Below are 14,630 nucleotides of genomic sequence, written 5' to 3' on the forward strand. Positions count from 1 at the left end.
GCCCGTCAGGGGCGGCTTGATCTGCCTCAAACCGCGGCGCGCACCGCCTCGGCCAAGGCTTGCAGGGTGCGATCGACCAGGGCTGGATCATCCGCCTCGACGGTGACCCGCACCACCGGCTCGGTGCCCGACGGCCGCAGGAACGCGCGGCCGCGGCCGGCCACGGCACGCTGCGCCTCGGCCAGGGCGGCCTGCACGGACGCCGCCTCGGCCGGACGCGTGCCGGGCGCGATCTTCACATTGACGGTCTTCTGCGGCAGCTTGCGCAGCCCCTGCACAGCCTCGGCGAGGGTGATGCCACGCCGCTGCAACACCTCCAGCACCTGCAGGGCACTGATGATGCCGTCGCCGGTGCTGGCGCGATCCAGACAAAGGATGTGGCCGCTGGTCTCACCCCCCAGCACGCCACCGTGCGCCAGGAGCTGCTGGTGCACATAGCGGTCCCCCACCCGGGCGCGCACGAAGCCGATCCCGCGCGCAGTCAGCGCCTGCTCCAGGCCATAGTTCGACATCAGCGTGCCGACCACCGGGCCGCGCAGGCGGCCGGTGGCCTGCCAGTCGCAGGCCAGCACATAGAGCAGGTCGTCGCCATCGCGCACCTGGCCGTCGGCATCGACGAACAGCACGCGGTCGCCATCGCCGTCGAAGGCAATCCCCAGCGCGGCGCCGGTGGCGCGCACGCGCGCGGCCAGCGCCTCGGGGTGGGTGGAACCCACGCCCTCGTTGATGTTGAGCCCGTTCGGCTCGACTCCGATTGCGTCCACCCGCGCATCCAGCTCGCGCAAGACCAGTGGTGCCAGCTGGTAGGTCGCGCCATGGGCGCAATCGACCACGATGTGCAGGCCGCCCAACTGAAACCCTTTCGGCACCGATCCTTTACAGGCTTCGACATACCGGCCGACCGCATCGCGGGTGCGGACGGCCTTGCCTAACCGTTCTGACGGGACGGTCGAAAACGGCGCATCCAGCGCGGCTTCGATGGCCAGCTCGGTGGCATCGTCAAGTTTTTCGCCCTGGGCCGAGAAGAACTTGATGCCGTTGTCGTGATGGGGATTGTGCGAGGCGGAAATGACGATGCCGCCATCGGCGCGCAGCGAGCGGGTGAGGTAGGCCACCGCCGGGGTCGGCATCGGCCCCATCAGCTGCACGTCCACGCCGGCGGCCACCAGCCCGGCTTCCAGCGCCGCTTCGAACATGTAGTTGGAGATCCGGGTGTCCTTGCCGATCACCACCATCGGCTTGCGCCATTCCTGGCGGTCACGCGCGGCGGCCGCCAGGGCATGGCCATAGGCATTGCCCAGGCGCAGCACGAAATCAGCGGAGATCGGCGGCTCGCCCACCCGGCCGCGGATGCCATCGGTCCCGAAGTAGCGCCGACTCATGCCGCCTGCCCCTCCGTGGCCGAGGGCGCCGGCTGCCGCATCAGCAGGGCCAGCACATGGGCCAGATGCTCGCGCATCCGACGCCGATCGACGATCTGATCCACCATCCCGTGCTGCAGCTGAAACTCGCTGCGCTGAAAGCCTTCCGGCAACTTCTCGCGCACGGTCTGTTCGATCACCCGCTGGCCGGCAAACCCGATCAGCGCGCCCGGCTCGGCGATGTTGAGATCCCCCAGCATGGCAAAGCTGGCCGACACACCGCCGGTGGTGGGATGGGTCAGCACCGAGATATACGGCACCCCGGCCGCCCGCAGCCGGCCCAACGCCGCCGACGTCTTGGCCATCTGCATCAATGAGAACAGGCTTTCCTGCATGCGCGCACCGCCGCTGGCGGAGAAGCACACGAACGGGCAACGCCGCTCCAGCGCACGCTCGGCAGCCAAAGCAAAGCGCTCACCCACCACCGAGCCCATCGAGCCGCCCATGAAGGCGAAATCAAACGCTGCCGCGACCAGTGGCCGCCCCATCAGCCGGCCTTCCAGCGCCACCAGGGCATCCCGCTCACCGGTGCTCTTCTGCGCTGCCTTGATTCGCTCGGAATATTTTTTCTGGTCCTTGAAGCGGAGCACATCGACCGGCCCCAGCGCAGCCCCGATCTCCTCTCCCTGACCGTCGTCCAGCAAGGCCGCCAGCCGCACCCGCGCACGGATCGGCATGTGGAAGCCGCACTTGGGGCAGACCTCGAGGTTTTCCTCCAGCTCCGGGCGGTACAGCGCGGCCCCGCAGTGCTCGCACTTTTCCCACACGCCTTCGGGAACGCTGCGTTTGCGTTCACCACTCACCGCGGTGCGGATACCGGATGTCGGCACCAGTTTCTTGAGCCAGCTCATGTGATCTCGAACACCGTTCTGAAATGTGAATGCCCGGCGGCCTGCGCAGGCGGCCCGCCCGGGCGGAGAGGCGCCGGGCGTCTGCCGACAGTCTACTCAAGCGGCCACGGGCCCGCCGTCCAGGGCCAGCCGCAACGGCTGCAGGAACGCACGCGCCCGCGCAGCGGCCTCGTCCGCATTCTGACTGCCGTCCAGCACCGACACCAGGGCGCTGCCGACCACCACGCCGTCGGCATGGGCGGCCATGGCCACGGCACTGCGGGCATCGCGGATACCAAAGCCGGCCATGACCGGCACCCGGGTACGTGCCCGCACCTGCGCCAAATGGCCGGCGGCCTCGGCCACGTCCAGACGCGACGCCCCGGTCACCCCAGCGTAGCTGACGTAGTAAAGATAGCCTTCGGCCTGCGCACATACCGCCGCAAGCCGCGACGGCGGGGTGGTGGGCGACGCCAGCGCGATCAACACCAAGCCATGCCGTCCCAGCGCCTGCCGGTAGCCTTCGGCTTCTTCTGGCGGCAGATCGACCAGCAGCACGCCGTCCACGCCCGCCTCCGCCGCCTGTGCGGCAAAGGTCTCGGCACCCCGGATTTCGACCGGATTGAGGTAGCCCATCAGCACGACGGGCGTGTCCGCATCATCGACACGAAACGCCCGCACCCAGTCCAGCACCTGTGACAGCCCGACCCCGCGCGCCAGCGCCCGTTCGGAACTGCGCTGGATCACCGGACCATCGGCCATCGGGTCGGAAAACGGCACGCCCAACTCAAGCACGTCGGCGCCGGCCTGCACCAGGGCGTGCATAACCGGCACCGTGGCCTCCGGCAATGGATCGCCAGCGGTGATGAACGGCACCAGGGCTTTGCGCCCGGCCGCCCCTAGGGCCGCCAGGCGCCGCTGCAACCGGGTCATTGGTTGGCCGCAGCCGTCTCGGCGTCCTGCTTCAGGCGACCGATCTTGATGCCGGCCGCGCGGTACTCATCGGCCAGCTCGGAGTCGCCCACGTCAATGCCGCGCTCCTCGCCGAAGCCGTCCAGATGCTCGTTGAGCATGCGGCGGTACATGGTGGTCATGTAATCAAGGAACGGCTTGCGCTCGTTGGCGGCATCGATCGGCTTGACCAGGGTCAGAAACACATGGGCATTGAAGCGCGCCGCCGCAAACAGAACCGCCAGGCTGATGTTGCGCTCGCCGTACTTCTGAGACTGCTTGTGGGTCAGCTCCAGATACTCATTGACACACTCGAAGAACTCCGGCGGAAACTGGGTGCCCGCCTGCGGCTGTGCGCCGTCCTGGGTCTGTTGCGGCTGCTGATTGGTTTCTTCGGCCATGGCCGGACTCCTGAAAGGTTGTGGTGATGTTGAACCGTGCATTGTCGCCGAAAGACGGGCGCAGACCAAATCTTGGGCCGACCACCCGCCCCCACGGCAGACTGACGTCACGGCTCACAGGGACAGACCGTCGCGAGCGGCGATGGTGTGCACGTCCTTGTCGCCACGGCCGGACAGGTTGCACAACACCAGTGCGTCCTTGGGCAGCTCGCGAGCCAGCTTGATCGCCTGCGCCACCGCGTGGCTGGACTCCAGTGCCGGCAGAATGCCCTCGGTACGGGCCAGGCGATGGAACGCCGCCAGCGCCTCCTCGTCGGTCACGCCCACGTACTCGGCGCGGCCGGTGTCCTTCAGGAAGGCGTGCTCGGGGCCAACGCCCGGGTAATCCAGACCCGCAGAGATCGAGTGGGTCTCGATGATCTGACCATCGTCATCGCAGATCACATACGTGCGATTGCCATGCAGCACGCCCACCCGGCCTGCCGCCAGCGAGGCCGCATGACGGCCGCTGTCGATGCCGTCGCCTGCGGCTTCGGCGCCGACGATGCGCACGCTGGGATCATTCAAAAACGCATGAAACAGACCGATGGCATTGCTGCCGCCGCCGACGCAGGCGGTGATGACATCCGGCAGGCGGCCGTACTCGGCCAGCATCTGTGCCCGCGCCTCGCGGCCAACCACCGCGTTGAAGTCGCGCACCATGCGCGGGTACGGGTCGGGGCCAGCCACGGTACCGATGATGTAAAAGGTATCGTGCACGTTGGTCACCCAATCGCGCATCGCTTCGTTCAGCGCATCCTTGAGCGTGGCTGAGCCGGAGGTCACCGGCACCACCGTCGCACCCAGAAGTTTCATGCGATAGACGTTGATCTTCTGCCGCTCAATGTCGGTGGCCCCCATGTACACCACACATTCCAGGCCCAGCCGGGTGGCCACGGTGGCGGAGGCCACGCCATGCTGGCCGGCGCCGGTCTCGGCGATGATGCGTTTTTTGCCCATGCGCGCCGCCAGCAGCGCCTGGCCGATGGTGTTGTTGATCTTGTGCGCGCCGGTGTGATTGAGATCCTCACGCTTGAGCAGAATCTGTGCACCGCCGACCTCGCGGCTCAAACGCTCGGCGTGATAGATCGGGCTGGGCCGACCGACGTAGTGCTTCAGGTCTTTCTCGAAGGCGGCGATAAACGCCGGATCGACGCGCGCAGCGTCGTAGGCCGCCGCCAGTTCCTGCAACGGACCGATCAGGGTTTCGGCAACAAAACGACCCCCGTGGCGGCCAAAGTGACCCTGCGCATCGGGATAGGCATGGAAATCGATCGCCGCAGCAGCGGCGTGAGGTTGGGTGTTCACGTGAAGATTCTCCGGGACAGGCCACGGTCTCTCCGACCGCGGTGGACATCAGGCAAGCGATGATCGGCAGCGCATCGGCCGCCAGGTCTGCGCCGGTTATCGCAGCGCTGCAGCAGGCACGCGTCGCCATCGCCGCAGGGAGCGGCCAAACGGAGCAGGCGGGCGACGGGAGAAGGTCACGGACATCACGTCATAGCCTACCCGATCCCGGCGGCGGCGTGGGCCTGAACGTCGGCCGCGCGCACCGCCGCCACGAAACGCCGCATCTTGTCGCCATCCTTGATGCCGGGCGCCACCTCGATGCCGCCAGCCACATCCACACCCCAGGGGCGTAGCGCATGGATCGCCATGGCGACGGTGTCTGCCGTCAGCCCGCCGGCCAGCAGCCACGGCCGGTCCAGGTCGGCCGGAACCGAAGCGGCGTCGAGCCGCTGCCCGCTGCCGCCCGGTTCGCCCGGCGCATGCCCGTCCAGCACGAAACCGGCGGCATGCGGCCAACGCGCGCACAGCCCCTGCGCGGTCATGGGCGTGCCCGCCAGCCCGACACCCTTGAGATACGGCAACCCGAACTGGCGGCAGAAGGCATCGTCCTCGCTGCCGTGGAACTGCAGCAGGGTCGGCCGGGCCAGCCGGATCGCCCGGCGTACCTCCTGCTCGCTGTTGTCCATGAACAGCGCCACCAGTGCGACCAGTGGTGGCAGCGCCTCCCGCACCGCCGTCACCGTTGCCAAATCCACCCGGCGTCGGCTGCGGGCGGCAAAGATCACCCCGACCGCATCCACGCCAAGCTCGGCCGCCAGGCGGGCATCACCCGGCCGGGTCACGCCACAGAACTTGATGCGGGTGCGCATCCGCGGCGGCAGCTCATGCATCCAGACTGACCTCCTCGGGCAGGCCCCAGCTGCGCGGATAACGCGGACCAAGAAACAACAGGCCCGCGGCCGGTGCGGTGGGGCCGGCCACAGTGCGGTCACGTCCCTCCAGCAGATCGGCAATCCAGTGCACGGGCCGTTCGCCACGCCCTACCATGAGCAGCGACCCGACGATGTTGCGCACCATGTGGTGCAGGAACGCATTGGCCTGCACCTCCACCACCACCTCATCGCCAAGGCGTCTGACCGCAATCCAATGCAGGTTGCGGCGTGCATGTCGGGCCTGACACTGCACGCTACGGAATGCGGAAAAATCGCGTTCGCCACAGAGGGCCTGCGCCGCGGCGTGCATCGCATCCGCATCCAGCGGCATCCGCTCCCAGCCGAGATACTGGCGCTCCAGCCCTGGGCGGGCGCTGCGGTTGAGGATGCGATAGCGGTACGCCCGTGCCACTGCGGAAAACCGCGCACTGAAGGTATCCGGCACCGGCACGCACCAGCGCACCGCCATCGTCGGCGGCAGGTTTGCCGTCGTTCCCAGCACCCAGCCGCGTGGATCGCGCGACACTGCGCAATCGAAATGCACTACCTGGCAGCGCGCATGCACACCGGCATCGGTTCGACCGGCGCAGACGGTCGTCACCGGCACCGCCGCCACCCGCGACAAGGCAATCTCCAGTGCGGCCTGCACGCTGCCATCCGCCACCATGGCGCCCGCCGCACTCAACCGCTGCCAGCCGGAAAACCCGCTGCCGTCGTATTCGACGCCCAGTGCCAGCCGCATCCGCCTCGCCTTCTTCAACCCACCAGCCGGCTCAGCATGCGGGCGGCTTCATCGCTGACGGCGTCGTCCTCATGTTCCAGCAGTTCCAGCAACAGCTGCTGCGCCGACTGCTCATCCCCCATGTCGAGGTAAGCGCGCACCAGTTTGAAACGCTGCTCTGGCGTGGCATGGGCCGGGATCTCGCTCACCGGCGGTGTGGCTGTCGCCGGTTCGGCGGCCACGTCTGCCATTGCGGAATCTGTCGATTCAGCCGACACCGACGGAGCCTTGGCGCTGGACGTCACCTCGTCTTTGTGCCATTGCGGCGTCTCCGCCGGCTGCGCGGGCGCCGCATCGCCACCTTCCGGCGACGCCTGCTCAGCGGGCTCGACAGCCGATGCTTGCTCCGGGGTGTCGGTCGCGGCCAGGCCCGGATCGGCATCCGGACGATCACCCGTGGCGGCTTGCCGCTGGCCGGCAGACGCCGGCATGCTGGCAGCCAGGTCCGCGATGTCGAACACGTGCCGCTTGGGCGGAGGCGACGGCTTGCGACGCCGCACCAGCCAACCCGCCAGCAGTGCCAGCACCACCACACCCAGCCCGCCCCAGAGATAACTGGACGCTCCATGGCGGCTGGTCTCGGCCGGTGGTGCCGGCGGCGTAGCGGGCTGCTGCGCCGTTGCCGCCTTGCTGGTAGCCGCCAGCCGGGCCTGCGCCGCCGCCAGCTCGCTGTCTTTCATGGCGATCAGCTTCTGCTGCTCGTCCTTGATTTTTTCCAGCGCCGCCACCCGCTCTTTCAGCTCGGTGATCTCGGCGCTCTTGGCCGCAATTTCTTCGTCACGCTGACGCAACGCTTGTTGCAACATGCTGCCCTCGCCCCCGGCCCCGGTGCCGGTCTGGATTCCCTTGGCCTGGCCCGGCGCTGCCGGTGGCAGGATCTTCAACCGCGCTTCCCCACGCCCACCGGGCTCGCTCCGGGCCGCGGCCGCCGCAGGCGTCGCAGCGCGGGCAGCCTGTGCCGGGGCCGCGTCTTTGCCCGTGCCCGCCTCTTTGCTCGTGCCCGCCTCGGCGTCCTGCGGCTGGGCCACTGCCTGTCGCGCCTGCGTCCACTGCTGCAGTTGTCGACCGATGATCTGCGCGGCCTCGCGTGCGTCCACCGCTGCCACGTCCTCGCGGCTGGGAATGCGCAGAACCGCACCGCGGCGCAGGCGATTCACATCGCCCTGGATGAACACCTCGGGATTGGCACGCAGCAGGGCCACCAAGGCCTGATCCAGGCTGCCCGCCTCACGCAACCCCAACCGGCTGGCGATGCGTGCCAGTGATTCGCCCGCCTTGACCGGCCCGTACTCGCCGCCTGCCAGGCCACTTGCCGACCGGGATGGCGGCGCAGGCGGTAGTGGTTCGGTGATGATCGCCGGTGCCGGCGCAGCCGGGGCCGCATCCGGCGCGCTGGCTGGCTCCGGCGCCGGCGTCGGTTCCGGGGCAACGACTGGCGCCGGGGCGGCCTCCGCCGCCGCAACCGCACGCTGCACCCGGTTCTCTTCGGCCGGCTGCGGCAGTTGCATCGGCGCCGCCGCCACTGCTTCGGCGGTGTTGGGCACATCGATCAGGGCGGAATACTCGCGCACCAGCCGACCGTTGCCCCAGTCCACCTCGATCAGGAAGTTCACCACCGGCTGCTCCACCGGGCGCAGGGTGGTGACCCGGATCACCGGCCGCCCTTTGCCATCGCGGCCGAGGCTGAACTGCAGATCGGCCGCGATGCCCGCTGGCGGGCTCAACCCCACCCGGCGGAACGTCTCCGGCGAAGCCAGACGCGCCTGCAGCGCGGCCAGTTCGCCGGGCGTGGTGGAGACGATGGGAATCTCCGCCAGCAAGGGCTCATTGCGCCGGGACTTGACCTCGATCCGGCCCAGTCCAAGCGCCCAGGAGTGACCTGCAGTCAGCAGCAATGCAGCCGCCAGCGCGGCGTTCAGGCGACGGTTCACGTGCACAGCATCCCCAATGGTGGCAACGTGACTCTAGCGGTGTGCCGCCTTGGCCGGCAAGCCCTCGGCCAGGAGCAGCTCGGCGATCTGCACCGCGTTCAGGGCAGCGCCCTTGCGGATGTTGTCGGCCACCACCCAGAGGTTGAGCCCGCGCGGATGCGAAAGGTCTTCGCGGATACGGCCGACGAAAACCGGGTCCTTGCCGGATGCGTGGGTGACCGGGGTCGGGTAACCGCCCGGCTTGCACTCATCCACCACTTCCACACCCGGCGCCTTGCGCAACAGGGCGCGCGCCTCGTCCGCGCTGAGCTTTTTGCGGGTTTCGATATTGACCGCCTCGGAATGCCCGTAGAACACCGGCACCCGCACCGCAGTGGGGTTCACCTGGATGCGGTCGTCGCCGAGGATCTTGCGGGTCTCCCAGACCAGCTTCATCTCCTCTTTGGTGTAACCGTTGGGCTGAAACTCGTCGATGTGCGGAATCAGGTTGAATGCGATCTGCACCGGAAACCGCTGTGGATCGGCCTGCTGGAAGCTGAGCAGGGCGGCGGTCTGGCGGCCCAGCTCTTCCAGCGCGCTGCGCCCGGCTCCGGACACCGACTGGTACGTCGCCACATTGATCCGCTCGATGCCGTATTCGCGGTGGATCGGTGCCAGCACCGGCATCAGCTGCATGGTCGAGCAGTTCGGGTTGGCGATGATCCCGCGCGGCCGCTGGCGGATGGCCTCGGGATTGACTTCGCTGACCACCAGCGGCACGTCGTCGTCGTAGCGAAAGGTGGAGGAGTTGTCGATCACCACCGCACCCGCCGCCGCAAACTTCGGGGCATAGTCGCGGCTCACCGCCCCTCCCGCGGAAAACAGGGCGATATCGATATCGGCGGGGTCGTAGCTGGCCAGATCCTGCACCACCAGTTCATCGTCACCAAACTCCACCGTGCTGCCGGCCGAACGCTCGCTGGCCAGCGCCACCACTTCCCGCACCGGGAACCGGCGCTCGGCCAGGATGGCCAGCATCGTCTCACCCACTGCGCCGGTCGCACCGACCACCGCCACCTTGTACTGCTGCGTGTTCATCGACTGTCCTCGAATACCTGTCCTATCCGCCCGCCGGCATCACCTGCGTTGGGACGACCACAACCACTGCCTCCCCTGAACGGCAAGGCGTGCACGCGCCGGATCAGCACTCTGCCATCTGCCCAGGGATGCGTGGCGTCACCGGCCCGACATCGCCGCACTGGGCACGATGCCGCAACGCCTGATCCATCAATACCAGCGCCAGCATCGCTTCACAGATCGGCGTGGCGCGAATACCCACGCAAGGATCGTGGCGACCGGTGGTGACGATCTCGACCGGATTGCCGTCCACATCCAGCCCCGGCACCGGCAGGCGCAGGCTGGAGGTCGGCTTGAACGCCACCGACACCACGATCGGCTGCCCGGTGGAGATGCCACCGAGAATGCCGCCGGCGTGGTTGGACAAAAACCCTTGCGGCGTCATTACGTCACGGTGCTGGCTGCCTTTCTGGGTGACGGCGGTAAACCCGGCCCCGATCTCCACGCCTTTGACCGCATTGATCGACATCATCGCCGCCGCCAGCTCGGCATCGAGCTTGCCGTAGACCGGTTCGCCCCAGCCCGGCGGCACGCCCTCGGCCACCACCTGAATCCGGGCGCCGACCGAATCGCCAGACTTGCGCAAGGCGTCCATATAGGCTTCCAGCTCAGGCACCTGCTCGGCACAGGGCCAGAAGAACGGATTGCCTTCGACCGCATCCCAGTCATGCCGGCGCGGCACCAGCTCGCCCAACTGCACCATGCAGCCGCGCACCGTCACCCCGCGCTGCGCCAGCCATTTCTTGGCAATGACGGCCGCCGCCACCCGCATCGTGGTCTCGCGTGCGCTGGCGCGCCCGCCGCCGCGTGGATCGCGGATGCCGTACTTCTGCCAATAGGTGTAATCGGCATGCCCGGGACGGAAACGCTCGGCAATCCTGGCGTAGTCCTTGCTGCGCGCATCGACATTGCGAATCAGCAGCGCAATCGGGGTGCCGGTGGTGACCCCCTCGTACACGCCGGACAGGATCTCCACCTGATCGTCCTCGTGCCGCGCTGAGGTATGGCGACTACGGCCGGTGGCACGCCGCGCCAGGTCATGGGCGAAGTCTTCCGGCGCAATCGGAATGCCCGGCGGACAACCGTCGATCACGCAACCGATCGCCGGCCCATGCGATTCGCCAAACGTCGTCACACGCAGTAGATGACCGAAGGTGTTCAAGGCAACAGGTACACCGTGGAGAGGATGCTCACCGCACGCTGCGGTGGAGCGGTAAATGTAGCAGTTTGGCCTGCGCGCAGGGCCGGCGCTTGGTCGACGTCGGCGCGGGCTGACAACGCCAGGAGGCGTTGCTCAAGCGTTCTCCTGCAGGCTTTCCAGCTCTTCCGGATCAAACCCGGCCTGCAGCCGCGCCTGGGTGTTGAACGGCCCGTGCAGCACACCACTGGCGTACTGCCGCAGCAACTCGCGGAAACGTGCGCGCGGCTCCACGCCAGCGCGTTCGCAGTGCCAGCGGTACCAGCGGCTGCCGGCGGCAACATGCCCGACTTCCTCGCGCAGGATGACCTCGAGAATGGCGGCTGTGTCCGCATCGCCCAGCGCACGCAGCTTGTCGATCATGCCCGGGGTGACATCCAGACCGCGCGCCTCCAGCACCCGCGGCACCAGCGCCATTCGCGCAAGGCCATCGTGCGCGGTTTTCTGCGCCATCTCCCACAACCCGTTGTGGGCATCGAAATCGCCGTAGTCGTGACCAAAGTCGCGCAGCCGCGCGCGCAGCATCTGGAAATGCCGGGCCTCATCGTGCGCCACCTGCACCCAGTCGGCGTAGTAGGCCTGCGGCATGCCGCGAAAGCGGTACACCGCATCCCAGGCCAGGTCGATTGCGTTGAACTCAATGTGCGCGACGGCATGCAGAAACGCAGCGCGGCCTTCATCCGTCCCAAAGCCGCGCCGCGGCAGATCGCGCGGATGCACCAACCGGGGCCGCGCAGGCCGGCCCGGCATGCCGATCGGCGCCGGCGGCGGCGCATCCTGAAGGATGGGCAGCTCGCCGCGTGCGAAGGCTTCGGCCATCGCCAGGGTCAGCGCTGGCTTGTCGTCCGGGCTTGCAGCCTCCAGGCAGGCGCGGGCAGCGGAAAACAACTCTTTCATATCGACAACGACACCGTCATGCAGGCACGTGGTGGGCAATGCGTTGCAACCAAGCAAGACTCGGGGAGCGACTTGAAACGCATTGCCCGCCGTGCGCCTGCCAAGCGCCGCTTGGCAGATCGTCGCTGCAGTCAGCCGGCCCGCCGCTTCTTCTTGGCCTCATCCGAGCGCAACTGCTTGATCCGCTCGAAATAATCCGGATCGACCCCGGTGACATACTCGCCACTGAAGCAGGAGCTGTCGAACTTGCGTCCCGGGAACTTGGGCCCGGCCACGGCGGCCTCCAGAGCGGGCAGATCCTGGTAAATCAGCCAGTCACACCCCAACAACTGCTCAACGTCCTTCTCGCTGCGGCCATGCGCCACCAGCTCCTCGGCCGAGGGCATGTCGATGCCATAGATATTGGGATAGCGCACCGGGGGCGCGGCAGACGCCAGATACACCTTCCTGGCCCCGGCCTCGCGCGCCATCTGCACGATCTGCTGCGAGGTGGTGCCACGCACGATGGAGTCATCCACCAGCAGCACCACGCGGTTGCGAAACTCCAGCGGAATCGGGTTGAGCTTGCGCTTGACCGATTTGGCGCGCTCGCCCTGCCCCGGCATGATGAACGTGCGACCGACGTAACGGTTCTTGATGAAGCCCTCGCGGTACTTCACGCCCAGCACATTGGCCAGCTCCAGCGCGGAATCACGGCTGGTGTCGGGAATGGGGATCACCACGTCGATGTCGTGGTCGGGCCGCTCGCGCAGGATCTTCTCGCCCAGCGCCACGCCCATGCGCATGCGCGCCTTATGCACCGAGATTTCCTCGATCATCGAGTCCGGCCGAGCGAAGTACACGTACTCGAAGATACACGGCGCATGCGGCATGTCCAGCGCGCACTTGCGCGCAAACAGCTCGCCGCGGGCGGTGATGACCACGCCTTCGCCCGGGCGGACATCCCGCAGGCGCTCAAACCCCAGCACGTCCAGCGCCACCGATTCGGACGCGACGATGTATTCATCGCCGCCCGCACTGCTGCGCTTGCCCAGCACCAGCGGACGGATGCCGTGCGGGTCGCGGAACGCCACCAGCCCCAGCCCCAGCACGGTGCACACCACCGCGTAGCCGCCCCGGGCACGTCGGTTGACGCCCTCGATCGCCGCAAACACTGCCTCCGGCGTCAGCGCATGCTGGGTATCCAGCTCGTGCGCGAATACGTTGAGCAGAACTTCCGAATCAGACTCGGTATTGATGTTGCGCCGGTCTTGTTCAAACACCTCGCGGCGCAGCGACTCGGTGTTGATCAGGTTGCCGTTGTGCGCCAGGGCGATGCCGTAGGGCGAGTTGACATAGAACGGCTGCGCCTCGTCGCTGCCCTCACTGCCGGCGGTGGGGTAGCGGCAATGACCGATGCCGATGCGGCCACGCAGCAACGCCATCGAGCGGTCATCGAACACATCACGCACCAGCCCGTTGCCCTTATGCACGCGCAGGCGCCCGCCTTCGCAGGTCGCGATGCCCGCGGCATCCTGCCCCCGATGCTGAAGGACGGTCAGGCCGTCATAGAGCAACCCGGCCACTTCATTCTGGCCGACGATACCGACGATGCCACACATGCAAGAAAGTCCGCCTGGGAGTCAAAAAGAAAACCGCGTATCCGCCGCACCCCGGGATCAGGGATGCGGCCGCACCATGCCGTCCTTGCCGGCCGCCTTGAGCCGGGCCTTGAGCGCATCCGCCTCGGCGCGGGTCAACACCGGCCCCACCCGCACCCGGGTGAGCAGCTTGCCGTCGGGGCCGGGAACCGTATCAGTGAAGGCATTGAAGCCGGCCTTGCGCAGCATATCGCGTTGGGCCTGGGCTTCAGTGGCCGACGCAAACGCCCCGATCTGCACCACAAACCCGGTGTCAGGCACACCGGTGGGCGCCGGCGGCGTCTTGGCGGGCACGGCGTTGCTTGCCGCAGGCTGAGTCGCACTGGCCTGCTGCCCGGCAGACGTAGTGGCTGGCGGCGTTTTGGTCGGTTCCGCCCTGGTGACCGCTGGCGCCGACGGATTGGCCTGCTGTCCGGCAGATGCAGTGCCTGGCGCCGTCTTGGCCGCTGGCGTGCTTGCTGCAGCCGCCGGGGCTGTGGCGACCGACGGCGCTTTGGCCGGTTCCGTCTTGGTCACCGCTAGCGCCGACGGATTGGCCTGCTGTCCGGCAATGGCAGCGGCTGGTGGCGGGGACTGCTCCGCGTTCAGTGTCACCACCTGAATCTGCACGTCGCGGCGAATCTGGGCTGCGCGCACACGCGCGGCCTCGGCGCTGGCGCGGTCGGCAAACGGCCCGATCCGCACCCGCTGGGCCGGGGTCGTGCCCAGCTGCACGGCTTCGCGATAGCCCGGCAGCCCGGCCGCACGCAAGACGGCGATGACCTTGTCGGCATCGGCCGCATTGGCGTAGCTGCCAAAGCTGACCGCATAGTCACCCGCGGCCACGGCCGCCAGAGGTGCGCCCTGCTCTGGGCCAGATGTCTCCGCTGTGACCGCAGTAGCCGCTGTTTGCGCGGCCTGAGAGGCAGATGCCGCCGGTTCAGGGAGGCTCACGCCCCCCTGGCCCGCAGGCGTCTCGGGGGCAATCAACGGCAACTCCTGCGTGATCATGCCGTGATCGTCCGGCCGGGGCTCGGGCGGCACTTTCATCGACACACCCGACACACCGCTGTCCGGCGCTGGCCCCTTGACCAGCATCGGCAGGAAAATGACCGCAAGCGCGACCAGCACGGCCGCGCCGACCAGGCGCTGTTTCAGCGAAGCATCCATCGGCATTCCGCGGGGCCAGGCACGGTAGGAACCAGGATTATACCGACATGCCGC

At 67.8% G+C, this 14,630-nt stretch carries 13 protein-coding genes; all 13 read right to left on the reverse strand.

Annotated features, from left to right (window positions below; translation table 11 throughout):
* Positions 1–26: 26 nt before the first annotated feature.
* A complete protein-coding gene (glmM, locus tag BUA29_RS03870; protein ID WP_072755313.1) occupies positions 27–1,382 on the reverse strand; it encodes a phosphoglucosamine mutase in 1,356 nt (451 codons plus the stop codon).
* The gene (accD, locus tag BUA29_RS03875) at positions 1,379–2,272 is read right to left on the reverse strand and encodes an acetyl-CoA carboxylase, carboxyltransferase subunit beta (protein ID WP_072755314.1); all 894 of its coding nucleotides are present in this window, start codon (positions 2,270–2,272) and stop codon (positions 1,379–1,381) included. Before accD ends, glmM begins: the two co-directional genes overlap by 4 nt.
* A 96-nt stretch (positions 2,273–2,368) precedes the next feature.
* Positions 2,369–3,184 (reverse strand): tryptophan synthase subunit alpha, encoded by an 816-nt coding sequence (gene trpA / locus BUA29_RS03880; RefSeq protein WP_072755315.1) that lies wholly within the window; start codon positions 3,182–3,184, stop codon positions 2,369–2,371.
* Positions 3,181–3,603, reverse strand: coding sequence for a DUF3144 domain-containing protein (locus BUA29_RS03885; RefSeq protein WP_072755316.1), 423 nt, complete (start codon positions 3,601–3,603; stop codon positions 3,181–3,183). The genes trpA and BUA29_RS03885 overlap by 4 nt, the downstream gene beginning before the upstream one ends.
* A 114-nt stretch (positions 3,604–3,717) precedes the next feature.
* Positions 3,718–4,917, reverse strand: coding sequence for a tryptophan synthase subunit beta (trpB, locus tag BUA29_RS03890; RefSeq protein ID WP_072755375.1), 1,200 nt, complete (start codon positions 4,915–4,917; stop codon positions 3,718–3,720).
* Between the two features lie 230 nt (positions 4,918–5,147).
* The gene (locus tag BUA29_RS03895; RefSeq protein ID WP_072755317.1) at positions 5,148–5,822 is read right to left on the reverse strand and encodes a phosphoribosylanthranilate isomerase; all 675 of its coding nucleotides are present in this window, start codon (positions 5,820–5,822) and stop codon (positions 5,148–5,150) included.
* Complete coding sequence (truA, locus tag BUA29_RS03900; protein ID WP_072755318.1) at positions 5,815–6,606, reverse strand: tRNA pseudouridine(38-40) synthase TruA; 792 nt, start codon at positions 6,604–6,606, stop codon at positions 5,815–5,817. Before truA ends, BUA29_RS03895 begins: the two co-directional genes overlap by 8 nt.
* A 14-nt stretch (positions 6,607–6,620) precedes the next feature.
* Positions 6,621–8,576, reverse strand: coding sequence for a FimV/HubP family polar landmark protein (locus tag BUA29_RS03905; protein ID WP_245770502.1), 1,956 nt, complete (start codon positions 8,574–8,576; stop codon positions 6,621–6,623).
* Positions 8,577–8,609: 33 nt separating this feature from the next.
* Entirely contained in the window at positions 8,610–9,653 is a 1,044-nt protein-coding gene (locus tag BUA29_RS03910; RefSeq protein WP_072755320.1) for an aspartate-semialdehyde dehydrogenase, read from the reverse strand.
* 103 nt (positions 9,654–9,756) lie between these two features.
* Entirely contained in the window at positions 9,757–10,854 is a 1,098-nt protein-coding gene (aroC, locus tag BUA29_RS03915) for a chorismate synthase (protein ID WP_072755321.1), read from the reverse strand.
* Positions 10,855–10,986: 132 nt separating this feature from the next.
* Positions 10,987–11,787, reverse strand: a complete 801-nt coding sequence (locus BUA29_RS03920) for a ferritin-like domain-containing protein (protein ID WP_072755322.1) — start codon at positions 11,785–11,787, stop codon at positions 10,987–10,989.
* Positions 11,788–11,918: 131 nt separating this feature from the next.
* Positions 11,919–13,388 carry an amidophosphoribosyltransferase gene (gene purF, locus BUA29_RS03925; protein ID WP_072755323.1) on the reverse strand — a complete coding sequence of 490 codons (1,470 nt, stop codon included), beginning with the start codon at positions 13,386–13,388 and terminating at the stop codon, positions 11,919–11,921.
* A 57-nt stretch (positions 13,389–13,445) separates the two neighbouring features.
* Positions 13,446–14,576 carry an SPOR domain-containing protein gene (locus BUA29_RS03930; protein WP_072755324.1) on the reverse strand — a complete coding sequence of 377 codons (1,131 nt, stop codon included), beginning with the start codon at positions 14,574–14,576 and terminating at the stop codon, positions 13,446–13,448.
* Between the last annotated feature and the right edge of the window lie 54 nt (positions 14,577–14,630).

It is taken from the genome of Thermomonas hydrothermalis, from assembly GCF_900129205.1.
Lineage (GTDB): Bacteria > Pseudomonadota > Gammaproteobacteria > Xanthomonadales > Xanthomonadaceae > Thermomonas > Thermomonas hydrothermalis.